This window comes from Idiomarina sp. A28L, assembly GCF_000218785.1.
Taxonomy (GTDB): domain Bacteria; phylum Pseudomonadota; class Gammaproteobacteria; order Enterobacterales; family Alteromonadaceae; genus Aliidiomarina.
The window spans coordinates 158962-185082 of the sequence record NZ_AFPO01000007.1; the positions used below are offsets into that span (position 1 = coordinate 158962).

The window sequence follows — 26121 nt, forward strand, 5'->3', positions numbered from 1 at the left end:
AGTTAACGGCGATAGCTTAGGCTAACCTCGGGCAGGAACCGGTTTGCGGTTAGCTAACCACACGCCAATAAGTATCAACCCCATACCACCTAATTGATAAACGCCAATGCGCTCACCACTCAACGCGCCAAGTGTCATAGCTACAATTGGAATTAGGTAAGTTACTGAACTTGCGAACACTGTAGTGGCAATTTGCACTAAATGATTAAACAAAATCAACGCCAGCGCCGTTCCTACCACACCAAGCACCACAATGGCGGCTAAGGAGCCCCAAGCAGTGGTAGAAGTGAGTTTGCTCGATACTTCTCCGGGGCCAATCAAATATACCAACGCCACTGGCAACACCATCAATAACGATACACCCGTGATAGTTAATGGGCTTTGATCTGGAAGATACGTTTTTATCAGGTTCAAATTAGCGCCATAACAAATAGTGGCAAATACGATAAACAACGCGTAACCGTTCAAACTAAGTTGGCCAGTAGCATTTAACAACACCAGCATTAAAGTACCGGTAAAACCGATCAGTAAACCAAAGATCGTGCGGCCAGTAACCCATTGGCGAAAAATAATAGCGCCAATAATAAGCGTGAACAGCGGCGTAAGCGCATTTAACGCACCGGTAACTCCGCTATCGATTTGGGTTTGCGCTAAGGCAAATAAAAACGCCGGCAATAAGCTACCAGTTAAGCCCACCGAAAGTATTACCGGCCACTGATGCCGCTTTACTCGGTGCATACGTACGATTGCAAACGGAGCTAAAAAAGCAGCGGCGGCAGCTAGGCGAACCGCGGCAACCTCTGTAGGCGTGAACGTAAGAAGGCCCATTTTGATTAACCAAAATGAGCTTCCCCAAATGAGTGCCAATAGAAATAATTTAGCCCACGTACTCGGCGCGTAATGCTCAGCCGTTAACGGGGAATTCATGAATCAGAGCTTTCTTCAGATACCGGAACAGTTGGGTTTGCGAACCAATAATGCAGTTTTTGTTCAAGTTCAGGCAGGCCGCTTTTATTTAACGAAGAAAATAAAATCACCGAAACATCGCCACCGAACCCTGGAATCGCCTCTTGAATTTGCATCAGCGCTTCTTTTCTCTGCCCGCTTCTTAATTTATCAATTTTGGTTAACACCACCAAAACTGGTAAATCACTAGCCACCGCCCAGTGAATAAGCTCTTGATCGAGATCTTTCATCGGATGGCGAACATCCATCAAAACAACCAGACCACGCAAACATTTCCGTTTTTCGAGATACTCGGAAAGCGCTTCTTGCCATTTTAATTTCATGGCTAATGGCACTTGCGCAAACCCATAGCCGGGCAAATCAATTAAACGCCGGTGATCATCTAACGCAAATACATTTATTTGCTGTGTGCGCCCAGGTGTTTTACTCGTTCGCGCAAGGCTTTTTTGCCGAGTAAGTACATTAAGCGCGCTTGATTTTCCCGCATTCGATCGGCCAGCAAACGCTACCTCCATGCCCTCATCGGGCGGCAGATGACGTATATCTGGAGCACTGATGGTAAAATGTGCTTTTTGGAAATGCAGGGTGTCAGTACTCACTATAAACCTCGATAAATCTTGAATGTTGCCTATTATGACGCATGAAAGCTGTTGAGCCAACCACAGAACAACGATTCAAACGTTTCATCGTGGCGAGATTCGTGTAAAATAGGAAACTGAATTTTTCCCCGGGCTTTTGCCCAGCCGAAAACGAAGAAAAGACAGAGAAGAGAGCTCATGAAAAAACTCGCGATTCTATGTAGTTTGGTGCTGTTCGCCAGCGGAGCAGCAATGGCTTCAGGCTCAGAAAGCCTTAATGGTGATGCAGAAGCCGGGCAAGAAAAATCGGTTACTTGTGCAGCGTGCCATGGCCAAACTGGTAACAGCCCAACTGGCGATTTCCCAAATATTGCTGGCCAAGGTTACAAATATTTAGTTAAACAGCTAATGGATTACCGCACCGGCGTTGAGAGCAATGGCGAACGTGGCCGTTACAATATGCTGATGGCTGGCCAAGTTGCTAATCTTAGCGATCAAGATATGCATGATTTGGCCGCATTCTATAGTACCCAAGAGCACGATATTGGTTCGGTTGATGAAGATATCGTTGCCGAAGCACAACGCCTATTCTTAGGTGGTGATACCGATCGCGGCATCACCGCTTGTGCAGCATGCCATGGCCCCGGCGGCGCTGGTATGGGGTTAGCCGCATTTCCAATGCTTAGCGGCCAACACGCACAATACACGAAAGCGCAACTAGAAATGTTCCGCTCTGGCGATCGTGCAAACGATCCAAACGCAATGATGCGTGATATTGCTACTCGCCTTACTGATCGTGATATCGAAATCTTATCGCAATATATTAATGGCCTTTACTAGATTTTAAATGAGTTATAGCGCACGTTAATAACAGCGCGGTAGCCATTCAAGTAAAGTATTCAATTGCGAAAAAAGCCCAGCACTTTAAACTGCTGGGCTTTTTTATGGGTATAAGGTAATAATTAGTTTTGTGCTAAGGCACTAAAATAAACGGGTTAGCGCACATAAAAAACCCCGGCTAAATTAGCCGGGGTAAGAGATGTCCAGGGAAAACATCTTGGGAGAGCAATACGCTCACTTACTATGAGTCGCTATATCCCAAAAAGTTTCCTATTAAAACTTCAATGAAATCAGTGGGCTTCATCCCAGTTATCACCAACGCCAGCTTCCGCTATTAATGGAACATCAAGCTTTACCGCTTGTTCCATAACATTGGTGAGTAGCTTCACGTAGGTATCTACTTTCTCTTCGCGAATCTCAAAAACCAATTCATCGTGTACCTGCATAGTAAGAAATACATCTCCCTCAGCAACGTTTTCAGGGTTCTTTAACCATGCAGCTACATCAAGCATAGCTTTTTTAATAATATCCGCTGCAGAACCCTGCATAGGCGCATTGATTGCAGCACGTTCAGCTGCTTTTCGGCGCATGCCATTACCCGCGTTGATTTCCGGCAGATATAACCGGCGGCCGCAAATAGTTTCTACATAACCATGCTTGGCCGCACTCTCACGTGTGCGTTCCATATATTCCTGCACACCCGGAAAGCGTTCGAAATAAACATTCATATAATGTTGCGCATCTTTTTGTGGAACGTTTAGTTGCCGCGCTAAACCAAATGCGGACATACCATAAATTAAACCAAAGTTTACCGCTTTCGCGCGCCGGCGCTGTTCGCTCGTTACATCATCCAAAGCAACACCAAATACTTCCGCAGCGGTTGCTTTATGAATATCTCGGCCTCGCGCAAAAGCCTCAACCAACCCAGATGATTGAGAAATATGCGCCATAATACGTAATTCAATTTGGCTGTAATCGATGGCTACTATTTTGTAACCATCCGGCGCCACAAATGCTTTACGAACCCGGCGGCCAGCTTCATTTCGAATCGGAATATTCTGTAAGTTCGGATCAGTAGAAGAAAGCCGCCCTGTTGCCGTAACTGCTTGGTGATATGAAGTATGAATGCGCCCAGTGGCCGCCTTAATCATGCGCGGTAGCTTATCGGTGTAGGTAGATTTTAGCTTTGCCATGCCACGGTGCCGCAAAATTAGTTCTGGTAATGGATAATCAAGCGCCAGCTCTTGCAGCACTTCTTCTGCAGTAGAGGGTGCACCTTTCGGTGTTTTCTTTTTTACCGGCAAACCAAGCTGTTCAAACAAAATAACCTGCAGTTGCTTAGTAGAGTTTAAATTAAAAGGATCGCCCGCAATCTCAAAGGCTTCTTTTTCAATTTCAGCTAGCTCTTTAGTGATTTCTGCGCTTTGCTTGGCAAGCTGATCAGGGTCAATTTTTACACCTCGGCGCTCCATCATCGCTAATACTGGAATAAGCGGTAGTTCAATTTCTTTCAATACTTCTTGCAGGCGCCCTTCTGCTTTCACGCGCGGCCAAAGCACTTCATGCAACCGCAATGTAATATCCGCATCTTCCGCTGCATAAGGAGCCGCCTGACTAATAGGAACCTCATCAAAGCGTTTTTGCTTCGCGCCCTTGCCAGCTACATCGGTATAAGCAATGGTTTTATGGCCCAAGTGAGTGAGTGATAGTGTATCCATATCATGCCGAGAACTAGTGCTATTCAATACATAAGATGCCAGCATGGTATCGTTCAGCACGCCGCGTAAATGAATATCGTAACGGCGAAAAACATGCATATCGTATTTAATATTTTGGCCTATTTTCTTCGGCGAGGTATCCTCGAGTAGCGGCTTTAGCTCTGCCAAAACCCAATCACGCTCTAACTGTTGAGGCCCATCTAAATCTTGATGCATAAGAGGTATATACGCAGCTTCGCCCGGAGCCACGGCAAAGGAAATACCAACTAATTCCGCTTCCATGTAATCAAGGCTCGTGGTTTCGGTATCAATAGCAAAATATTCAGCCGCGTTTAGCCTATCAAGCCACTGTGAAAAAACTTCTTGGTCCGTGATCGTTGCATAATTATTGGTATCTATTTGGCTTGTACTGATATCAACAGCCTCTGCAGCCGAATCTTGGCTAATTTGCTTACCGCCCTCGAACAACTCGGCTTGCCCACCCGAATGCTTCACTTTGCCTTTATGTTCCGGCGCCTCTTCACCTCGCTCCAACAACTCTGATAACCAACGGCGGAATTCACATTCTTTATAAAGTTTGGCTAATTCTTCATCATTCGGTTCGTTCAAGGTAAGCTGTTCCGGCAGGAGCTCCATTTCAACATCAAGCTTTATTGTCGCCAGCGCCTGAGAAAGCAACAAAATATCCTTATGCTCCCGAACTTTATCGGGCATCGATTTCGCACCACGGAAACTTAATTCAGCCAGTTTATCTGGGTTCTCAATCATAGCGGCAATACTGCCCATACCTTCGAGCATTTTCAGTGCAGTTTTCTCGCCCACTCCCGGCAAACCCGGAATGTTATCTGAGCTATCGCCCATCAGTGCCAGAAAATCAATCATTTGATCTGGCCGTACACCATATTTTTCAGGAACAGCCGCCTCATCAAGCACTGTACTTGTCATAGTGTTGATCAAAATTACATGCTCGTTCACCAATTGCGCCATATCTTTATCGCCGGTACTAATTAAGCATGTGCGCCCTTCTTCGGCAGCTTGCTGGGCTAAAGTGCCAATAACATCATCGGCTTCTACACCCTCGATAGAAATCAGCGGCAAGCCCATAGCACGAATAATATTGTGCAGCGGTTCAATTTGCGATCGTAAATCATCTGGCATCGGCGGGCGATTCGCCTTGTATTCGGCATACATCTCATTTCGAAATGTTCCGCCCTTGGCATCAAATACTACCGCCATGTGTGTGGGTTCAAATTGCTTTAACAGGCTGCGCAGCATGTTTACTACGCCATAAATGGCACCGGTAGGCTCACCTGCTGAATTGGTTAAATGGGGTGGCGCGTAAAACGCGCGAAAAAGATAAGAGGAGCCATCAACCAGGATAAAAGGTTGCTTTGGAATGCGTTGCATATGGGTAAACCTATTCTTAATTAAAGCGCAAAGTTGCTAGAGGTTAAGCATGCCACAGGGGCACTGATCTAGCCAATTTTAGTATGAAAAAACGAAATCGATTATTAAGAAAGTGCGGCTAACAACCTGTGGATAACTCTGTGGGGAACGACACGTCCTGCCGTAAGTTCGACGAACGAACATCAGCATGAGAAAGTATGTAAGTGTTTGATATAACGCGAGAAAAGCACGTTCTCGGACAGCTTATATTTGTATTTATCGCTTTAACTCGATTGTGGAAAGTTACTTTTCGTGCATTTACTAAGGCGTAGTATTGAAGCCTAACTGCTGATGCACATTTTGTAAGCGATCTCGTAAACCGGTTGAACAGATTAGCACATTGATTAAGCAATACCAGATCATTTTTCGATCTTTCTTAACATTTTTCGATCTGAAAAATTACTTGGTTATTCCGCTCTCCGTAAGCTGTTATTTTAACGGTAGAAAAGATCAAAAAGAAAAAGGCGAGCCTGTGCTCGCCTTACAAAATACTTAACTAGAGCTTTTATTGCAGTTCATTCAAATCAAGAAGTTCATCATTCAGATAAATTTCGCCGTTGCTGTATTTAAGATTCCAAGGCAACTCATCAGTTGTGAAAGCCATCATCATCATTTGCAGCATGCCAGGCATTTCTTCAATCACAAAATCGATATCAAAATGCTGGAAAATCTCAGCGTTTTCAATTAAATCTGCGGCTTGTTGATTTTCCACACCGGAAAAATCCATTGCAACAGTGCCATGGCTGCGTAAATTACCCCAACCCTCGCCAACAACAAGTAATTCATTTAACCGAAAGAGCATATTGTCATTGGCAATAATGGCTGCAAATATGCGGTTCAATGTTTCTTCTTCATTTAATTGTTGATTTTGTAATGCGTCATTTAGATCCATAAATTCTTGATAATTAAGCCCCTCAACTGCCCAATCAACGCGAGCGTTCCCTTTCACTGTTGGCCCAGCATCTAAGCTTTCAAGTACAAACAAACCATTCATTCTTAGTTCTTCATCAGCCCGCAGAGTATTCAGGGTAGAGTTCAGGCCTTCAACAACAATTGGGGCACCAAGAGCTTTTGCGTTTACTTCCATTTTCCCCAACGACATCTGCATAGCACTAGAAAACACTTCGCCTTCTAACATGCGAGTATCGCTATTCATCATTATCGCGTTTAACGTAATGCCCTCATTACCTTCACCAAAAAACTCTACAACCGGCGCAGAGAAGTTAAACCGGCGCTCCTCACCTGCCATTACAAAATGCATCTGCATAGGCTCAGCAGCAATAGCAATATCATCCTCTATCATGCTTAGGGTTGGAAAATCATAAGTTACACGAAGGCCACCACGGCTAACAACTCCAGAAGAAGTAACTTTATGCCCCGCATAAAGGAATTCGCTCATCGTTTCATCACCAGAGATAACATCGCCAATGCCTGCCCATTTTGTGTTTAGAAATCCATAGCTTAATTCAATCGTTTCTTCATAATACAATGGGAGGCCTAATTCGGGCATGTCTGGCATATCCGCCATTGCAACTTTTACTACCACGATATCGGTACGTGAGCCTTGCTCTTGCCAATCTACTTGTACATCAAACTGGGGTTTGCGCTCTAATTCCTCTACCATTGCCTCAACGGCCTGATAAGTAGCTTTTTTCGTAGTTACAACACCTGCAACATATCCAACTACCACTACAATGATCACGATGATTGCTATTAATCCCTTACGCATGCTTTTTCCTCTTTAAATAAATCTGCAAAATTATGTTCAAATTGTAACAACTACAGCGGCCAAAAGTACAACAACGCTGGTATCGATACCGCAAATACAATAAGTGTGAGTGGCAAGCCCATTTGCCAATAATCGCCAAATTTAAAGCCGCCAGGACTCAATATGAGGGTGTTATTTTGGTGGGCAATTGGCGTTAAGAACGCGCACGAAGCCCCAACTGCAATCGCCATTAAGAAAGCATCTGGGTTCACATTTAGCTGGTTAGCAATACTCACAGCTACCGGGCACATTACCGCCGCTGTAGCCGCATTATTCATCACGCTTGATAGCAAGGTAGTAATAATGAGTAATAGCGCAAGCACCACAGCTGGGCTGCCATCAGCAACGTAATACAGCATCAGATTAACGATACTATCGGCTGCACCGGTTTGCTCCATCGCTAAAGCAATCGGTATAAGCGCTGCAAGCAACACCACAACCGACCAATCAATATTTTCATATACCTGGCGTAGCGGTATAACACGCAATGCCATTACCGCAAACATACCCGCGGCAAAGGCTACTGCCGCCGAAGCAATGCCTGAAGCAGCTAATGCTACTGCCCCAATCATAATACCCGAGGCATACATAGCACGGCGTTTACTTGGAACTCGAACCGTTCGCTCAGCAAGGGGAACGCATTTATACATAGAAGCAAATTGGGCTAACCCCTCAGCTCCACCTTGCATTAATAAAACACTACCCGATTGAATTGGCGTTTGCCGAAGGCGATTAATTTTCTGGTTACCTTCATGCGATATTGCCAACAAATTTAACCCCAACCGGCTACGCAAACGTAATTCCGCCGCAGTATTGCCAATCAAAGCAGAATCAGGCATTACCACCATTTCCACTAACACAACTTCGCTATCGTCCGAAGCTCTCGGAACCGTATCGGCATCAGCGCGGCTAGTAAGGCCGCCGCGCAGTGTGTAAGTTCCATAGGCCGTTACTTTCCGATCAACCCATGCTGTTCGTGCATCGTTCTCTTTCGTAAGTTTTTGGATATCACTGAAATTGGATGCTGCTGATTCATCGTCTTCTACTAGCTCAGAGCCTTCCTCTCCCGGCTCAGCTTCGGGAGGTTTTACGTTATCAACCAAACGCAAACCCAAAACATTCAAAGCTTGGCTTAATGTTTCCGGCTCGGCTTTAATAATTAGTAAATCGCCTTTGCTCAAGCGTTGGTAGCCATAAGGATGAACCACCTTCACCTTTTCCCGAACCATACCTACAATCTCTGCATCGGAATCTTGTAGCTTTAAATCCAAATCCCGCAACAACATGCCGTTCGCTTGCCCATCTTCCGATACTCTTACCTCAGTGAGATATTTGCCAGTATCGAAACCTTCGGCATCAGTGCGTTCTCGTTTTGGCACCAAGCGCCAACCGCCTAAAGCAATAAAGATTACACCTACAATCGCTACAACAATACCTACAGGTGCGAAATCAAACATTTGATAGCCGCCGCCCAACGATTCTGCACGATAGCCGGAAACAATAAGGTTTGGCGGGGTGCCAATTAAGGTTGTCATGCCGCCCAAGATTGAGCCAAACGCTACCGGCATCAACACCCGGCCCGCTGGAATATTCAGTTTTACGGCCAATTGAATAGCTATCGGCATTAGCAAAGCCATTGCACCAACGTTATTCATAAACGCCGATAGCACAGTTGCCAAGCCTGTTAGCGAAGCTATAGTGGTAAGGGCACCACCCGAGGTTGGCGTGAGCTTGTGCGCAACTACATCAATCGCACCAGTGCTTTGTAAAGATGCGCTGAGCACCAACACACACGCTACCGTTATAACGGCCGGGTGGCCAAAACCCGCAAATGCATCCGCTGCAGGTACCAAACCGAATGCCACACAGGCGAGCAAAGCACCGAGTGCAACGATATCGTGGCGCCAGCGCCCCCAAATAAAAAAGATAAGCGTACACAACAAAATGCCAAGAATTGTGATTTCGGGTAAGGTCATGCAATGTTCTCTTCTATTGATACCATAGGAACTCACATTCCCGGATAACAGCAACGGTGCCGCATATTTATAACTGTGAACGCACTGAATCTAGCACTACTTTAGTATCGGGTATATCCCCTGCCCATTGAAAATAACTCAAAGCGGCTTGTTCTATTAACATCCCTAAGCCATCGGCAACTGCGCACCCGTGGTTCTCAGCCCACAGCATAAATGGCGTGGGTTGATTGCCATAAACCATATCGTAACAAAATGGCTTATTTGCTAGGCTTGCATCAGGAATATCTGGGCGCTCTTGCGTTAACCCGGTGGAAGTAGCATTAATAATGATGTCCCATTGCCCATTACCAGAGCTCCCGGCCGCTGAATTTAAATCACCCGCAGTTAGTAATGTATAAAACACCTTTGGTGTGATCTCGAGTTCGCCAGCTAAACGTTGTTGCCATTCAACAAGCAGTTTTTGGGCTTTTACCTCGGTGCGATTAGCTATGTGCAGGTGCGCCACCTCAGCATCAAGCATAGGGCCGATAATGCCTCGCACCGCGCCACCCGCCCCAAGAACAAGTACCCGAGCGCCGCGAAGCTTTACGCCAAGGCGCAGAAGATCAGCTACTAACCCATCACCATCCGTATTATGGCCAAGCCATTCATTATTTCGATGAATTAACGTGTTCACCGCCTGTGCTTGCTCGGCTCTAGGGCTTAACTTTGCACAAAATGATAACGCGTGTTCTTTTAAAGGCACGGTAACGTTAGCACCAACCCCACCGCTTGCAACAAACTCAGCGAAACGCTCTGAAAGTTGCTCAGGTGATGCTAAAATTCGCTGGTATTCGATCGTTCTACCAAACTGTGCCGCAAATGCTTGGTGTATTTCTGGTGAACGGCTATGAGCAATAGGGCTTCCAAAAACAGCGAGTTTCATGAACCTTCCTTCCTTAATAAAACGGCTTTTTGGCCAAACCAGTGAAAGCACAACATACACTAACCTTTACGATGAACTTGGCGGTGAACCAGCTGTGCGCGCAATCGCCAACCGCTTCTACGATATTATGGCCACCGATGCGGCAGCAAAAGAACTCCTCGCTATGCACCCGCAACCGATGGATGCTATTGCCTTAAAATTCTTTGAATTTCTTTCCGGCTGGCTTGGCGGGCCACAACTGTATATCGAAAAATATGGCCATCCTATGTTACGCGCCCGGCATTTGCCGTTTCGAATTGATACCAAAATGCGTGATCAATGGCTTTACTGTATGTATCAAGTGATCGATGAGCAAGTAACAACAGCTACTTTACATAACGAGTTGCGCGTTCGCTTTACCCGTTTAGCCCATCATATGATTAACACTGAAGCCTAATTTATCAAATTAGGCTTACTTGTGTGAGCTGAGCTCTTAAATTTGAAATAAAAAAGCCCCAGCGCCTAAAGGCAACTGGGGCTCTTAATCTATCGATTATTTTGCAGCTTTTTCCTGCTGTTTACGAATACGATCTAAACGGCCTTCAAAGCCTGTTTTGGTTTTATCATCTAAACCAAACTCCAGAGCTTTTTCACAAACCGCAATCGCTTCACTATATTGCCCATCTTCAGCAAGCAATGTTGCGTAATTTTGAAAGGTAAGCACTTGCGGCAATGAACCACCATTGGCTTTCTTCAACGGCTTAACAATATCGGCGAACTCACCAATATGTTGCTTAGAAAAGGTTTTGCTAATTTGTCGCCAACCAGCATCATTGCGGTTTTTATAGCTGTTTTCAGTAATCTGTTGATACATGCGGTGCCGAGTTAAAGGATCTTTCGTTTTTTCTAGCTCCGCCACTGGTTGCGATAGTTCATCGGGAATTTCAGCGCCAAGTGGTGATGGCTGCGATTTATTGCCACTATCGATAATAGGATCGACATCTTTAGACGGGGCTTTTTTAGCCGCAGGCGCTTTTTTAACGGTAGATGCTTTCTTCGGCGCTGCCGATTTTTTCGCCGCAGGCTTCTTGGCAGTCGGTTTTTTAGCAGCCGTTTTTGTTGCTACGGCTTCTTTCCCGGTTTCCACCGCTTCTTTGGTTGCTGCTTTTGTATTTTTAACTAACCGTGCCGCATCTTCCTTCAGTTCGGCCTCTTTCTCGCTAGCTTCAGCTTGTACTTTGGCCGCCGATGCGTCTGATTCTGCATGCCCAGAAGCATTCATTTTCAGTAAGCGCCGTGCAAGAAACACGATTACAATTACAACAATAATAAGAAAAAAAAGATTTTGTGCCATGAATGCCCCTAGATTCGATTATTTTTTATTCGAATTTCAGCATAATATCAAAACTCTGTGCTGACAAGTGTTCGCTGATAATTGATCATCCTATTCAGGGATTAACGGGCTAATGTTCACTATTCAGAACCGTGTTAATAGCTACAACCATTCCCGAGGCTTTAAAAATTCTTGTAACCGCGCTTCTTCGCTGCCCTCGGGCGCTTCGTACATATATTCCCAACGCGCCAACGGCGGCATCGACATCAAAATCGATTCTGTACGCCCGCCGGTTTGTAAGCCAAACAAAGTGCCGCGATCGTAAACAAGGTTAAACTCTACATAGCGGCCACGGCGATATAACTGAAATTGCCGCTGTTGTTCAGTAAATGGCGTATCTTTTCGGCGTTCAATAATCGGCACGTATGCAGGTATAAAATGATTTCCAATCGATTGCATAAGGCCAAATGCGTGTTCAAAATCAAGTTCGCCATTGGTATTTGTATTTAAATCATCAAAGAATAGCCCACCCACGCCCCGGGTTTCATTTCGATGCGGTAAAAAGAAATATTTATCACACCATTCTTTATATTCTTGATAATAGTGCTCACCAAACGGAGCGCAAGCAGCACGCGCCGTTTTGTGCCAATGCTCTACATCTTCTTCTGCCGGATAAAACGGTGTGAGATCAAAGCCGCCACCAAACCACCAAACAGGGTCTTCACCCGGCTTTTCAGCAATAAAAAAACGCACGTTAGCATGTGATGTAGGAATATTTGGATTATGTGGATGTATCACCAAGGAAACACCACAGGCATTGAAGCTACGGCCTGCTAATTCCGGGCGATGTGCAGTAGCAGAGGCTGGCATAGCTTCACCAAAAACATGCGAATAATTCACGCCACCCTGCTCGATTACTGCACCATTTTTCATTACCCGAGAACGGCCACCGCCACCCTGTTCACGTACCCAGCTATCTTCCATAAACCGAGCTTCGCCATCAGCACCTTCAAGGCTTCCACAAATACTATTTTGAAGCTGCTGGAGATAGGTTTTTACCTGTTCTAGATAATGATGTTCCTTCACCGCAATACCTCTTGCGTTAATGGATTAAGAATTTTACTTGGGGTTTCGCGGCCACCTGTTGCACCGGCCATGATCCAATCAATTTCACCGCCAAATTCTTGATAAACCGCCTCAGCGGTAACGAATGGTTCTTGGCCAGATCGATTCGCACTGGTGGATACCAAAGGCGTTCCCAGTGCTTTGCATAACTGCCGGGCAGGCTCGAAGGCTGTAACGCGCACTGCTATGGTATCGAAATCACCTTTCAAATAACGAGGAACTTCCGGCCGCGCAGGTAGCACCAATGTAATGGGGCCCGGCCAATGCTGCAACACGGTAAACCGCTTATCTTGGGGTATTTTTTTATCATCTACATAATCGAGTAGTTGGCTGTAATCAGCAGCGATTAAAATCAGGCCTTTATGCTCAGGCCGTTGTTTTAAAGCCAACAACTTACGCACTGCTACCTCATCGTATGGCGCGCAGCCTAATCCGAATACCGCTTCTGTTGGGTAAGCTAACAAACCGTGATTTGCCAATGCAGCTTTCGCACCGACAAAAGGATCGGCAATATTTTTCGATTCTTCGTTCAAAGCAGTTATTCCGTAACCATGAATTTAATTTTCCGCATTATATCGGCTCTGATTTGTATTCGCATTGTTTTTGCGGGCAACGCAGGCGCACGCCTGCGGCGGAATCTCGCTTCACCAAAATACTCCAGCCACAATCGGGGCAAGCTTCGGCTACCGGTTCTTCATTCAATGCATATTTACATTTTGGGTACCGATCACAGGCATGAAACTGCTTACCGTAACGATTGGTTCGTGTTTGCAGATGGCCTTTTTTACATTCTGGGCAGGTGATACTCTCGTTACTCGGCGTTTTATCTGCCGTTGGATCGAGCATGAAATGACATGTAGGAAAGGCACTACAACCAATAAACAAGCCATAGCGGCCTTTTTTTAATAATAAGCCAGCACCACAATCGGGGCACTCTTCACCGGGTAGTGATTGCGGTTCAAAATCACCGGCTTCATGCAACGATTGCGTGTAATCACATTGAGGGTAACTGCTGCAGCCCCAAAACGAGTTGGTGCCGATATGTTTGAGCTTTACCGCGCTATTACAGCGCGGACAAGGCTCTGCTCGCACATCGCTTCGCTCTGGCGAGTTAAAAAGTTCGGATGATGTCATTCTCGCCTCAATGGTTTCTATGCATTCTTAATGCATTAGCCCCTGCGGCTCCTCGAACAACAACTCTTCCATTTGGCTATAGGCATCTTCGTGGCCAGGAACGTTAAACAACACCATCAAAATAACCCACTTCAAATCTTCCAGTAGGAATTGCGGCGTATCAAGTTCCATAACCCGATCTATCACCATTTCACGAGTGGTAAAATCGAGAACCCCAATTTGTTCTAAGTAGAGTAGAAAGCCACGCGATTGCATATCCAAGCGTGCTTGCTCTTCCGGCGTATACGCACGGAAAGATGCCGCAGGCGCAGATTGCACTAAGTACGGGTGGTCTTTACTATCCTGCAAGTCGGCCAAACGTTCTAACCAAGCGAGTGCCTTGCCGATTTCCTGTTCATGGAAACCCGCGCGGGTAAGCTCGTCAGTCAGTTCATCGTGGTCCACTACCACTTCCATTTCCGAATGGACGTAGTTCTCAAACAAGTACATGAGGATATCAAACACGGCTCTTACCTCCTCACCCTGACGTAACCGCCAGGTACTGTCTTAATCCATCCATCCAACTCTAGACTGATGAGCTGGTTCACAACTACTGAAACAGAATCTTCACTCTGGCTTAATAACCAATCAAATGAAGTTGTTTCAAATCCCACGTTAGCCAATAAACGTTCGTTTGCCAATACGTTTAATGGAATTTTCGTAGAATTCTTTCCAGCAATTCCCGAAGTTAATCCAGAATTGCTTATTTTATTCGGCTCTTCATGTTTAAAAGCAATCTCTGCCGGTTTCGCTTTTCTGCTCTCTATAGCTTTATCGGCCGCGAATAAATCCGCTTGAGCTGGCAGCTCCGCCAGAATATCTTCGCTGCGGGTTACTAGCTTTGCACCTTGCTGAATCAACAAGTGGCAGCCTTCGCTGCCTGGGTGCGGCACTGGCCCGGGAATAGCAAAAACTTCTCGGCCCTGTTCTACTGCATAACGCGCTGTAATCAACGATCCGCTTTTCAAAGTAGCTTCAGCTACTAAAACGCCTAAGCTAATACCACTAATTATACGGTTTCTAGCCGGAAAATGTTCAGTTTTCGCCGGTGTGCCGGGTGCATACTCGCTCAACACGATTCCTGCAGCCGCAATATCATTGCGCAATTGCCGATTTCGCGGCGGATACACTAAATCGATACCACAACCTAAAACTGCAATGGTTGGCATACCTTGTGCGAGCGCGGTTCGGTGCGCTAAGCCATCAATACCCAATGCCATACCGCTAACAATGCCCCAGCCTTGTTGGCAAAGTTCAACAACCATTTGTTCCGTTAAACTTAACGCCAAAGGCGACGCTTTGCGGCTTCCAATCACAGCTAGCAACGGGTACTGCAAAAGTGTTTTATCACCAATTCCAAAAAGTAATATGGGGGCTCGATATATCTCTTTCAAGGCTTCTGGAAACTCGCTATCTAAACAGTGCAACAGGAAGTGTTTACGATCCGAATGCAGCCACTGATAAGTTCGCTCTACAAGGCCACGAGGCAATTCTGGGAGTTGTTTTTCAATTTGCGCTGGTATTTCAAACTCCCCGCTGGTTTGCCAAAACTCGCGTAATTCTCGCTTTAATTTTTCGGGGGCGCGCTGCACAGCCAACCAAAGGGTTAATTCTCGATGATTCCAATCGCTTGTTTGCATCTATTCATCCTTGTTTTCAGCAAATTTAATCTCCATATTGGCAATATAGAAAGAGAACAGAATGAAGCAACACAAACCCTGTCAATTCAGCGATCTTCCCGTTAAAATTAGTAATATCACTGAATTCAACTGCAAAAGAGTTTTACCTATGGCAGAAATGACAATATTAAAGTACCCAGATGAACGTTTACGCACGGTAGCGAAACCGATAGAAAGCGTAGATGATGCATTGCGCCAAGTAATCGATGATATGTTCGAAACCATGTATAGCTCGGAAGGCGTAGGTTTAGCCGCCACACAAGTGAATGTACACAAACGGTTATTCATTGCTGATTGCAGCGAAAAAGGCAACGAACCACTGGTATTTATTAATCCGGTAATCACTGAACGCGATGGCATTTACGAAAATGAAGAAGGCTGTTTAAGTTTTCCAAATGTATACGCAAAAGTTGAACGTGCTGGCAAAATCAAGGTTCGCGCGCTAGATCGCGAAGGCGAAATTTTTGAGCGTGAAGCTGAAGGCCTTTTAGCCATCTGCATCCAGCATGAAATTGATCACTTGAACGGTAAACTGTTTGTTGATTACCTTTCGCCTCTTAAACGCGATCGCATTCGGAAAAAATTGGAAAAAGAAGCACGTTTAGAAGCAAAACAAGCCTAAGGAACACCTGAGTGCGGATAATTTTTGCAGGAACTCCGGATTTCGCAGCTCGCCATTTACAGGCGTTGCTAGAAGCCCATGATTTAGATGTTGTAGCGGTATACACACAACCCGACCGCCCCGCTGGCCGAGGTAAAAAACTACAGGCTAGTGCGGTTAAACAGCTTGCCGTGGAACATAATTTGCCGGTTGCTCAACCGAGCAGTTTGAAAACTGCTGAGGCGCAAGCTGAACTGGCATCCTGGCAAGCTGATGTAATGGTGGTAGTGGCTTATGGCCTTATTTTACCGCCAGCCGCGTTAGCTATTCCGCGCTTAGGTTGTGTTAATGTTCACGGTTCGCTATTACCTCGCTGGCGTGGTGCAGCTCCTATTCAACGGGCAATTTGGGCGGGCGATAATGAAACCGGCGTTACCATTATGCAAATGGATGTAGGCTTGGATACCGGCCCAATGCTTGCGAAATCGTGGTTACAAATAGAGCCTACCGATACCTCTGCGTCCCTATACGAAAAGCTTGCAAAGCTTGGCCCGTTAGCTTTAGTTGAAACCTTACGCAACATGAACACTGGCGATGCTCGCGCGGTACCACAAGAATCAGTGAAAGCAACTTATGCGGCGAAACTAAGCAAAGAAGAGGGCGAAATTGATTGGCATCAGCCTGCGGCCTTTATTGAGCGCTGTGTACGGGCGTTTAACCCTTGGCCTGGCAGTGTTTTCCACCACCCACAGCATCCTGATCAACCAATAAAAGTATGGCGTGCCCAAGTTATTAAAGGCGCACCGGCAAAGGCTCCTGGCAGCATTATTCAAGCCGATAAAACCGGTATTGATATCGCCTGCGGTGAAGATACCCTGCGGTTATTAGAATTGCAGCTCGCCGGTAAAAAACCAATGCTCATAGCCGATTTACTTAATGCTCGGCGTGATTGGTTTCTGCCCGGAACGCAACTTGCTGGCGCGAGCCATGATCGGAGCAATTCGTGAATAGTGCGGCCGCTTCGCGCGCGGCTGCAGCGAAAATATTGCAGCAAGTATTGCAACACGGCCGCTCATTAAGCCAAGCAATTCCGAATGAAACCGAACATTTAGAAGCCAACACTCGTGCTTTTGCACAAGCTATCTGCTATCAAGTACTACGCCAGTTACCAAGCTATGAGTGGCTTATTGCTCAACTGATTGAAAAGCCGCTAAAAAGCAAAGTTCGTATCGTTCATTACCTATTATTAGTTGGCTTGTGTCAGCTTCGCGATATGCGCGTTCCTGCTCACGCCGCTATTGCTGAAACCGTAGAAGCCTGCATTGCGGTTCGGCAGAAGAACCTGAAGGGCATGGTAAATGCCGTTCTACGATCTTATCAGCGCCAGCAAGAAGCTCTGGAAACACAACTTGCCCAGCTTAGCGCGCAAACGCCGGCATTAGCTTATAACCATCCGGGTTGGCTTTTAAAGCGATTACAAAACGCCTACCCCCAGCTGTGGCCAGCCATTTGCGAAGCGAATAATATAGCGCCGCCTTTGTGGCTTCGAGTAAACACACAGCACCATTCTCCCGCTGAGTATCTGGCAAAACTCAAAGCCGCAGGCATCGAAGCATATGCCGATAAATATTCCGCCATTCAGCTCGCTCAAGGCATAGATGTAACTCAACTTCCGGGCTTTGCTGAAGGCCACGTTTCGGTGCAGGATCGTTCGGCACAATTTGCCGCCCATATCTTAGCCGCAGAACCGGGCATGCGTGTACTAGATGCATGCGCAGCTCCCGGCGGAAAAACCGTACATTTGCTCGAACACACCGCCGATATACAAGTAACCGCAATTGATTTCGATGCTAGCCGCCTGCAACGAGTGCATGAAAATCTTACACGTATGCGCGTGCGAGCAGAGGTTATTTGCGGTGATGCTGCCAATCCAGAAGAATGGTGGGATGGCCAATTATTCGATCGTATTCTACTCGATGCCCCCTGCTCCGCAACTGGGGTTATTCGCCGTCATCCAGATATAAAATGGCTGCGCCGAGCAGATGATATTGATGCCCTCGTTGAGCTTCAAAGCCGCATTCTTAGCGCTCAATGGCAGCTATTGAAACCCGGCGGCCGTTTACTATACGCAACCTGTTCAGTGCTGCCAGAAGAAAACATACTGCAAATTCAATCATTTCTAGCTACAGTTGATGATGCAGAGGCGATTGCAATCCCGATTGAAAAAGATACAGTGGGCGGTGCGGAGGCCCTAGATAACTCAGCAAGTGCTGGTTGGCAGCTATTGCCAGGCGCTGCAGATACTAAAAGCACTGGAAGCACTGGGAGCACTGAAGGTGGCGATGGCTTTTTCTATTTCTTACTCCAAAAGCGCAAATAATTAGGCCAAGAACATGAAAAAAGTAATTATTGTGGGAGCGGGCCGCGTTGGGGCCACACTTGCCGAAAGCTTGGTGAGCGAACGCAATGAAGTTACCGTGGTAGATCAAAATCGGGTGCTGTTAGAGCAACTGCAAGATAAGCATGATTTACGCGTAATTCAGGGCAATGGCGCACACCCCGATGTGTTGCGCTCCGCCGGTGCTGATGATGCCGATATGCTCATTGCGGTAAGTAGCCTAGATGAAGTAAACATGCTCTCGTGCCAAGTAGCGCATAGTATTTTTAATACCCCAATGAAAATCGCGCGAGTGCGCTCCGAGCAATATACTAAATACCATGATCAACTGTTTCGCAAAGAGCAACTCCCGGTAGACCACATCATATCGCCAGAACAGTTAGTAACCACTTACATAAAACGCCTAATTGATTATCCCGGCGCGTTACAGGTGATTGAGTTTGCCGAAGGTAAAGTAAGTTTAGTAGCGGTAAAGGCCTCATATGGCGGTAAGCTTGTAGGCCATGCCATTGCTGCTTTGCGAAAACATATACCAAATATCGATACTCGTGTAGCAGCAATATTCCGGCAAAATCGTGCCATTCGTCCACTCGGCAGCACCATTATCGAAGCCGACGATGAAGTGTTTTTTGTAGCCGATACCAAAGATATTCGAGCTGTTATGCAAGAGCTACAACCTTTAGAAGCCCGTTACAAAAACATTATGATTATGGGTGGTGGCCACATTGGTTCGGGTTTAGCTCGGCAACTTGAAGAAAGCCACAAAATTAAAATTATTGAACTTGGCCTAGCGCGAGCTGAACAACTCAGTGCCGAATTGAGCTCGAAAACCTTAGTGTTGCATGGTGATGCCACCGATCAGGTAATGCTCAGTGAAGAACGTATCGAAGAAATTGATGCCTTTATTGCGGTAACCAATGATGATGAAGCCAATATCATGGCCGCGCTATTAGCGAAGCGTATGGGCGCCAAGAAAACCATGGTGTTGATTCAACGCAGCGCTTACGTTGATTTAGTGCAAGGTGGCGAGATTGATGTTGCGATATCGCCGCAGCAAGCCACTATATCGGCTCTACTTAAGCATATACATCGTTCTGATTTTGCCAGTGCCTACTCCCTTCGCCGTGGCGCAGCCGAAGCTATTGAAGCCGTTGCTCGTGGCGATGAAAAAACCTCGCAAGTAGTAGGCCGTGAAGTGGGTGAATTAAAACTGCCGCCGGGCACTACCATTGGTGCCGTAGTGCGTGGTTCCGAGGTATTAATTGCCCACGATGACACACTAATTCAAGCCGATGATCACGTTATTTTATTCTTGGTTGATAAGAAATATGTGAGTGAAATTGAACGGTTATTTGCGCCTGGCGCGCTATATTTTTAGATACTTAATTCTTGCAACTCCGTGGAAACACTAATCCAAACCCATTAGTGTTTCCAAAATGCCGGGGTGAATAACACCAGTAGCGTGAAAATCTCCAATCGCCCGAACAGCATGGAAAGAATAGCTATCCATTTGCCTGCATCGGATACGGTGGTGAAATTAGATGCTACCTCGCCAAGGCCTGGGCCTAAGTTATTTAATGTAGCTGCCGTAGCGCCAAAGGCGGAGTAATCATCAAGGCCAGTAGCTATAAATAAAAGCATAATGATTACAAACAACAAAGCATAGGTTGCAAAGAACCCCCACACCGCCTGCACCACCCGATCTGGCAAGGCTTTATCGCCCCACTTTACGGTAAACACCCCTTTCGGATGTATCAATCTATCAATTTCACGCTTACCTTGGCGGTATAGCAATAGCACCCGAATTACTTTTAAACCACCACCCGTTGAGCCCGCGCTGCCGCCAATGAAGCTGGCGAAAATCAACAACACAGGCAAAAACAATGGCCAGGTTATATAGCTTTCGGTAGTAAAACCTGCCGTAGTCGCAATAGATACTGCTTGAAAAATACCGTGGAATAGTGAATCTGTCCAATCCGCGTGCCAGCGCTGGCTTAATAGCGTGATAACAACGATTGCCATTAAAACAAACTGAATTCCCATCAAGGCTCGAAATTCTGGATCTTTACTATAAGTAAGTAATGAACCTCTAGTCCAATCTCGGCGGTTCTTACCATCTACTCGGCGGCTATACATGCGCGGAAAAGCCGCGAAATGAAGGGCGAAATTAACCGCAGCAATGAGCAAAAACAACACACAGATCATATGAATTACCGGGTTATCGTAGTAACCCATACTGGCATCGTGTGTTGAAAAGCCGCCGATAGCTACGGTAGAAAACGCATGGCCAATAGCATTAAACGGAGTCATGCCTGCTGCCCAATATGCAAGCGCACAGGCAATGGTGATTCCTAGATAGATAAACCATAACTGCTTGGCTGTATCAGCAATGCGCGGGGTCATTTTGGAATCTTTCATTGGCCCTGGCATTTCAGCGCGATAGAGCTGAATGCCACCAATACCCAACAAAGGCAATATTGCCACCGCTAATACGATAATCCCCATACCACCTAGCCATTGCAGTTGTTGGCGGTAAAAACGATATGCGTGGGGTAATTCATCGATACCGGTAAGTACCGTTGCGCCTGTAGTGGTTAATGCGGAGAACGATTCAAACATTGAATCGGTGAAGCTTAACGAATAGGCATCTGGCATCCAGAATGGAATTGCACCTACCGAGCCCAAAACCACCCAAAACATAACAACAATAACAAAGCCTTCACGGGTTTTCAGTTCCTGCCGTTTATCACGGTTTGGGTACCAAACTAATATGCCAATTGTGAGGCTTAATAGAAAAGCGAGCAAAAACGCCCAGCCGCCACCATCTTCATAGAAATAGGCTAACGCTGCCGGAGGCAATAAAGTAACGCTAAAAATAGCGATAAGTAGGCCAAGGATCCGCAGAATTGTGCGTACTTGCATGAAAAGCCCTTTCTTCGGCTGAAGTTATTATTAGTTTTGATGTTAGCTTTAGCCGCTAGTGCTTACCTGCATGCGCACTAAAGGCCGTAATACATTAGCATTATTTCCCAGCAACATGGCATAAATTTGCTGATACGCAAGCACCGCTTTTACATAATCGCGCGTTTCTTGGTACGGAATCAATTCTATCCATAAATCAGCAGGCATTGGCTCTCCGGGTATCCATTCTCGAACTCGGTTGCTACCTGCGTTGTAAGCTGCCGTTGCGAGTAGCCAATTACCATCGAAACGATGATGCAATTCAGCTAAATACTGCGTACCCATTCTTACGTTATCTTCGGGCACATCAAGCCTAAAGCGGCCGCCTCTGGAACTAGCAGAAGATGGGCTTCGCCGATTAATATAATCAGCGGTTGCTGGCATTACTTGCATCAAGCCTCGCGCGCCCACAGGAGAAACCGCATCGGGCTGAAACGAGCTTTCTCGGCGCGCAATAGCAAACGCCCATGCTGGATCGATATTTGCTGATTCCGATTGCCCAAGTAACAAGGGTGCAAAAGCAAGTGGAAACCTACGCATTACATCATTCACACCAGAAGTGCCGGCTAAGCCGAAAATAGCTTGATCGTGCCAACCCCATTCCGAAGCTAACACAGCAATTAATACTTGTTCATCAGCAGGTGCGCGAGCACGCAAAACATTCCATTCTCGCCGCGCATCCAGCAGCCGCCCATGATGTAATAGTTCCCGAGCTCGCATAGCCTCGCCCCGCAGGCTTATTTCGCGTAATTTTGCCACCACTAACGTAGTGCTTTCATTCTGCAAGTTCGCCGGTAACGACATTCTCGCGCTCGCCATAAAACCATAATAATTGCGGCTTTGTGCTGCATTTACCAATAACTCAGTAGAATCTTCCAACAGGCCTAATTCAGCTAAGGCTCTTCCTCGCCAATACAACCACTGTGGCTCTTGTTGTGCAGCACTTGGTAAAGCTAATACAAATTCATTAATCAAATCAAAACGCTTTTGCTGCAATAAGCTGGCTAAATACCACTGCCGAACAGAATTCGACATCGCCGCAATAGGCAGCCGCTGGAACCATTCTATAGCCTCGGGTTCACCCCGTAATGCGAGCGTAACAGCAATATCAGCATTCATTGCTTGAGTTTGAGCGGCGCTAAATGAATGTATGGTTTGATAATGTTCCCAAGCGTTTATCGTGCCCCAGTGATCATTCCAACGCAGGCGCGAAAGTGCATCGAGCACCATACTTTGAATAAGCTCATGCTGTTCACTAAACTCATGAAAGCGCTGTATTACTCGTGCATTTGCGCGAACTCTGCGCTGCAAACTGAGCAAATCTTGTTTTTCTTCCGATAAAAAACGGCTCAGATAGCGCACTAATGAGTTTTGCTGCGCATTCTGCGCCATTTGAATACGCTGCCACACTACCTCTTCCGTTCTATAGCCTGCATCGGCCCAAATTCTAAAAAGACTATCACAAGCCGAAGGCAAGCTCTCACCGTGGGTCCAAAAGCGAGTAACATCTTGCCAAAATAGGCTTTGTTCATCTAACGATTGTGTTTCCAATTGGCGATACCGATAGCGCAGTGCTTGGCATTGCAAAACTAACGAGGATTGCGGTTGGTAATCACGTAAAAAACGCTCGGCATCATTGTTGCCACGCAATAATTGCAGCCAGTTAGTGCGCAGTGAACGCGCAACAGGTAATCCTCCATGCTCCGCAAGGAATTCAGTAATAACCGCTTCGTTCGCCATGCGAATATTGTTTTCGAGTAATGCGCCTTCAAGATAAGGGAATAACGGGTAATCAGTAATTTCGAGCATCGCCTCTTGCGCTTTTGTGAACTCCCGCCGGTTTATCATCGCGTCGATATCAAGAAATGCTTGGCGTTGCGCTTCGAGCTTCGCATCCACTAAAATACCCCAAGGTTTCACCAATAGCTGCATACCCGATTCTAGCTCAGCCGAATTAACTTCCGGATTGTCTTGTTCTTGCACTAAGCCCAACAGTGCTGATACCGGCCCTGTTCGCAAACTTGGAAACTTCGGTTCGGCATTATCTTTTTGTACTTGCTCAAGCGGAATCCAAGGCAAGCCTTCATCCACGGCAATTTCAAAGGCGCTTGCCGAAGCAGCTTGCATCGCAAAAACACTGGCTGTAAAGACGCCAAAAAGTGATGCGCCCTTCCATTTCCTCTCTATAAAGCTTCTGTTTGCCATTACTTCCTAATTTACTCGCAGGTTACTTTCAAACGGGTGTTTAATTTTCGTTGCGGTTGTGGGATGATTAGTCGCGAATTTTTTACCATACTCTTGTGTACGTTCATTGTAACCATCGCAGATATAATATTTACGTGTAATAGTTAATCTAAGGTGAAAACCTTTCGTTTGGAACGAAAGCTGATTAATTTTGCCAAAGAAACTATGCAATACACTACATAAGAATTGTAGCACGCAAGTAGCCACTTGAGTGTTAGTAGAGATTTACTCTGCTCACTAGTCGGGAGACCAAAGATGATCTACAAAGGTGATAACCTTCACGTTGATTTTATCGAACCAGGCATTGCCGAAATTACCTTCGATGCCCCGGGTTCAGTCAACAAATTTGATGAAAAAACATTAACCGAATTCAGCGAAGCGCTCGATGCGCTAACCGGCAACAATGATTTGCGTGGTGTATTGGTGCGTAGTGCCAAGCCAACATTTATTGTTGGTGCCGATATCACCGAATTCCTCACCCTATTTGCTGATTTAGAAAAAACTAAAACATGGGTTCATAAGGCTTCCCGCGTATTTGATAAGCTCGAAGATTTACCGGTACCAAGTATTGCGGCAGTAAATGGTTTTGCATTAGGCGGTGGCTGTGAAGCTATTTTAGCCTGTGATTACCGTATTGTTGATGAAACTGCAGTTATTGGTTTACCGGAAGTAAAACTCGGATTAATTCCGGGTTTTGGCGGTACTGTGCGTTTACCGAGAGTTATTGGCCCTGATAACGCATTAGAAGCCATTACTACCGGTATGAACCATAAGCCTGAAAAAGCGCTTGCGGTAGGTTTAGTTGATGCAGTAACGAGTAGTGATCGCTTAAAAGAAGGTGCATTAAGCATGTTGCGTGATGCCATCGCCGGCGAGCTCGATTGGAAAGCGAAGCGTCAACCGAAACTTGAAGCATTGAAAGCAAATGATACCGAAAAATTAATGTCGTTTAGCACCGCTAAAGGCATGATTTGGGCGAAAGCTGGTAAGCATTACCCTTCACCACATGCTGCTTTAGAAGTTGTTGAGCGTGGTGCTGGTGAAGGCCGTGAAGCTGCGCTTAACATTGAGAATGAGTTATTCGTTAAGTTAACGCAAACCGATGCTGCCCGAGCTCAAGTTGGTATTTTCCTTGCTGATCAGCTCGTTAAAGGTAAGAGCAAGAAAGTAGCAAAATCAGCCACGAAGAAAATTAGCCGTGCCGGTGTTTTAGGCGCCGGTATCATGGGTGGCGGTATTGCTTACCAATCAGCCTCGCGTGGCGTTCCGGTAGTAATGAAAGATATTCGCCGTGATGCGCTTGATTTAGGCTTGAACGAAGCCTCAAAGATTCTTGGTAAAGCGCTTGAGCGTGGCAAGATTAGCCAGAAACTTGTTGCAAAAACCCTCACCTCAATCACCCCTACACTGAACAACAGCGAACTGGCTGATGTAGATATTATTGTAGAAGCGGTTGTAGAGAATCCAAAAATTAAAGCTTCGGTGCTCGCTGAAGTAGAAAAAGTAGTGGCTAAAGATGCAATTATCACATCGAACACTTCTACCATTTCTATCGATAAGTTAGCCGAAAGCCTAGAAGATCCAAGCCGCTTCTGTGGCATGCACTTCTTTAACCCAGTGCACAAAATGCCGTTGGTAGAAATCATTCGTGGTAAGCACACTTCTGATGAAACCATTGCAGCCGTAACGGCTTATGCATTGCAAATGGGCAAAACCGCAATTGTGGTAAACGATTGCCCGGGCTTCTTAGTTAACCGCGTATTATTCCCTTACTTTGCTGGCTTCAGTAAATTGCTCGACGACGATATCGATTTCACAGGTATCGATAAAGTAATGGAAAAAGAATTTGGCTGGCCAATGGGCCCTGCATATTTATGTGATGTTGTGGGTATGGATACTGCCGATCACGCCACCAACGTAATGGCTGAAGGCTTCCCAACACGTATGGCTCGCGATGATAACGGTGCGATTGCGAAATTGGCAGCTGCAGAGCGTTATGGCCAGAAAAATGGCAAAGGCTTCTACGAGTACAGCGTAGATAAACGTGGGCGCCCACAGAAAGTGGTAAACCCAGATGTATACGACATCATTGGCAAGAAATCGGCTAGTGCCGAGAAAGAAGAAATTATTGCACGCTGCATGATTCCAATGGTTAACGAAATGGTGCGCTGCGTAGAAGAAGGCATTGTTGATTCTGCGGAAGAAGCAGATATCGCTTTAATCTACGGTTTAGGTTTCCCTCCATTCCGCGGTGGTGCGTTCCGTTATTTAGAAACACTAGGTTTAGAGAAATTTGTTGAGTTAGCCGATAAGTACGCAGATCTCGGTGAAATTTATCAAGTAACTGATGGTTTACGCGAGAAAGCGAAAACCGGCGGCACTTATTTTAAAAGCTAACCACGAACGGAGAA

21 protein-coding genes are annotated in these 26121 nt (G+C 46.1%); 7 read left to right on the forward strand and 14 right to left on the reverse strand.

What is annotated here, in order from left to right; translation table 11 throughout:
• Positions 1-21: 21 nt before the first annotated feature.
• Positions 22-927 (reverse strand): DMT family transporter, encoded by a 906-nt coding sequence (locus A28LD_RS02540; RefSeq protein WP_007419492.1) that lies wholly within the window; start codon positions 925-927, stop codon positions 22-24.
• Positions 924-1565: a ribosome biogenesis GTP-binding protein YihA/YsxC gene (gene yihA, locus A28LD_RS02545; protein WP_007419493.1), complete on the reverse strand. Its 642-nt coding sequence runs from the start codon at positions 1563-1565 to the stop codon at positions 924-926. Before yihA ends, A28LD_RS02540 begins: the two co-directional genes overlap by 4 nt.
• Positions 1566-1742: 177 nt before the next feature.
• Between yihA and A28LD_RS02550 the strand changes: the two genes are divergently transcribed.
• Positions 1743-2384, forward strand: a complete 642-nt coding sequence (locus A28LD_RS02550; RefSeq protein ID WP_040486888.1) for a c-type cytochrome — start codon at positions 1743-1745, stop codon at positions 2382-2384.
• 290 nt (positions 2385-2674) lie between these two features.
• On the opposite strand, the gene polA is transcribed toward A28LD_RS02550, so the two are convergent.
• The 4 genes from polA to aroE form a co-directional block, all read right to left on the reverse strand.
• Positions 2675-5509, reverse strand: coding sequence for a DNA polymerase I (gene polA, locus A28LD_RS02555; protein ID WP_007419495.1), 2835 nt, complete (start codon positions 5507-5509; stop codon positions 2675-2677).
• A gap of 544 nt (positions 5510-6053) precedes the next feature.
• Complete coding sequence (locus A28LD_RS02560; protein WP_007419496.1) at positions 6054-7277, reverse strand: DUF945 family protein; 1224 nt, start codon at positions 7275-7277, stop codon at positions 6054-6056.
• 50 nt (positions 7278-7327) lie between these two features.
• On the reverse strand, positions 7328-9292 hold the full coding sequence (locus A28LD_RS02565; protein WP_007419497.1) for an SLC13 family permease: 1965 nt from the start codon (positions 9290-9292) through the stop codon (positions 7328-7330).
• Between the two features lie 67 nt (positions 9293-9359).
• The gene (aroE, locus tag A28LD_RS02570) at positions 9360-10217 is read right to left on the reverse strand and encodes a shikimate dehydrogenase (RefSeq protein WP_007419498.1); all 858 of its coding nucleotides are present in this window, start codon (positions 10215-10217) and stop codon (positions 9360-9362) included.
• Here aroE and A28LD_RS02575 point away from each other — a divergent pair.
• The gene (locus A28LD_RS02575; RefSeq protein WP_040486890.1) at positions 10216-10653 is read left to right on the forward strand and encodes a group II truncated hemoglobin; all 438 of its coding nucleotides are present in this window, start codon (positions 10216-10218) and stop codon (positions 10651-10653) included. The genes aroE and A28LD_RS02575 overlap by 2 nt on opposite strands.
• A gap of 96 nt (positions 10654-10749) precedes the next feature.
• Here A28LD_RS02575 and A28LD_RS02580 read toward each other — a convergent pair whose 3' ends face one another.
• From A28LD_RS02580 to dprA, 6 genes are all read right to left on the reverse strand, one after another.
• Entirely contained in the window at positions 10750-11550 is an 801-nt protein-coding gene (locus A28LD_RS02580) for a hypothetical protein (RefSeq protein WP_007419500.1), read from the reverse strand.
• Positions 11551-11691: 141 nt separating this feature from the next.
• Positions 11692-12615 (reverse strand): oxygen-dependent coproporphyrinogen oxidase, encoded by a 924-nt coding sequence (hemF, locus tag A28LD_RS02585; RefSeq protein WP_007419501.1) that lies wholly within the window; start codon positions 12613-12615, stop codon positions 11692-11694.
• Complete coding sequence (locus A28LD_RS02590) at positions 12612-13187, reverse strand: L-threonylcarbamoyladenylate synthase (protein WP_007419502.1); 576 nt, start codon at positions 13185-13187, stop codon at positions 12612-12614. The genes hemF and A28LD_RS02590 overlap by 4 nt, the downstream gene beginning before the upstream one ends.
• Positions 13188-13224: 37 nt before the next feature.
• On the reverse strand, positions 13225-13788 hold the full coding sequence (locus A28LD_RS02595) for a DNA topoisomerase family protein (RefSeq protein WP_007419503.1): 564 nt from the start codon (positions 13786-13788) through the stop codon (positions 13225-13227).
• A 27-nt stretch (positions 13789-13815) separates the two neighbouring features.
• Positions 13816-14292, reverse strand: coding sequence for a DUF494 family protein (locus A28LD_RS02600; protein ID WP_007419504.1), 477 nt, complete (start codon positions 14290-14292; stop codon positions 13816-13818).
• A gap of 5 nt (positions 14293-14297) precedes the next feature.
• Positions 14298-15467: a DNA-processing protein DprA gene (gene dprA / locus A28LD_RS02605; protein ID WP_007419505.1), complete on the reverse strand. Its 1170-nt coding sequence runs from the start codon at positions 15465-15467 to the stop codon at positions 14298-14300.
• Between the two features lie 148 nt (positions 15468-15615).
• On the opposite strand from dprA, the gene def reads away from it, so the two are divergent.
• From def to trkA, 4 genes are read left to right on the forward strand one after another with little or no spacing between them, the layout of a single operon-like run.
• A complete protein-coding gene (gene def, locus A28LD_RS02610; protein ID WP_007419506.1) occupies positions 15616-16128 on the forward strand; it encodes a peptide deformylase in 513 nt (170 codons plus the stop codon).
• A gap of 11 nt (positions 16129-16139) precedes the next feature.
• Positions 16140-17114: a methionyl-tRNA formyltransferase gene (gene fmt, locus A28LD_RS02615; RefSeq protein ID WP_007419507.1), complete on the forward strand. Its 975-nt coding sequence runs from the start codon at positions 16140-16142 to the stop codon at positions 17112-17114.
• Entirely contained in the window at positions 17111-18487 is a 1377-nt protein-coding gene (gene rsmB / locus A28LD_RS02620; RefSeq protein ID WP_007419508.1) for a 16S rRNA (cytosine(967)-C(5))-methyltransferase RsmB, read from the forward strand. Before fmt ends, rsmB begins: the two co-directional genes overlap by 4 nt.
• 13 nt (positions 18488-18500) lie before the next feature.
• Entirely contained in the window at positions 18501-19883 is a 1383-nt protein-coding gene (trkA, locus tag A28LD_RS02625) for a Trk system potassium transporter TrkA (RefSeq protein ID WP_007419509.1), read from the forward strand.
• Positions 19884-19927: 44 nt separating this feature from the next.
• On the opposite strand, the gene A28LD_RS02630 is transcribed toward trkA, so the two are convergent.
• Positions 19928-21427: a TrkH family potassium uptake protein gene (locus A28LD_RS02630; RefSeq protein ID WP_007419510.1), complete on the reverse strand. Its 1500-nt coding sequence runs from the start codon at positions 21425-21427 to the stop codon at positions 19928-19930.
• A 48-nt stretch (positions 21428-21475) separates the two neighbouring features.
• Positions 21476-23671 carry a transglycosylase SLT domain-containing protein gene (locus A28LD_RS02635; RefSeq protein ID WP_007419511.1) on the reverse strand — a complete coding sequence of 732 codons (2196 nt, stop codon included), beginning with the start codon at positions 23669-23671 and terminating at the stop codon, positions 21476-21478.
• Positions 23672-23965: 294 nt separating this feature from the next.
• On the opposite strand from A28LD_RS02635, the gene fadB reads away from it, so the two are divergent.
• A complete protein-coding gene (gene fadB / locus A28LD_RS02640; RefSeq protein ID WP_007419512.1) occupies positions 23966-26107 on the forward strand; it encodes a fatty acid oxidation complex subunit alpha FadB in 2142 nt (713 codons plus the stop codon).
• Positions 26108-26121 lie beyond the last annotated feature (14 nt).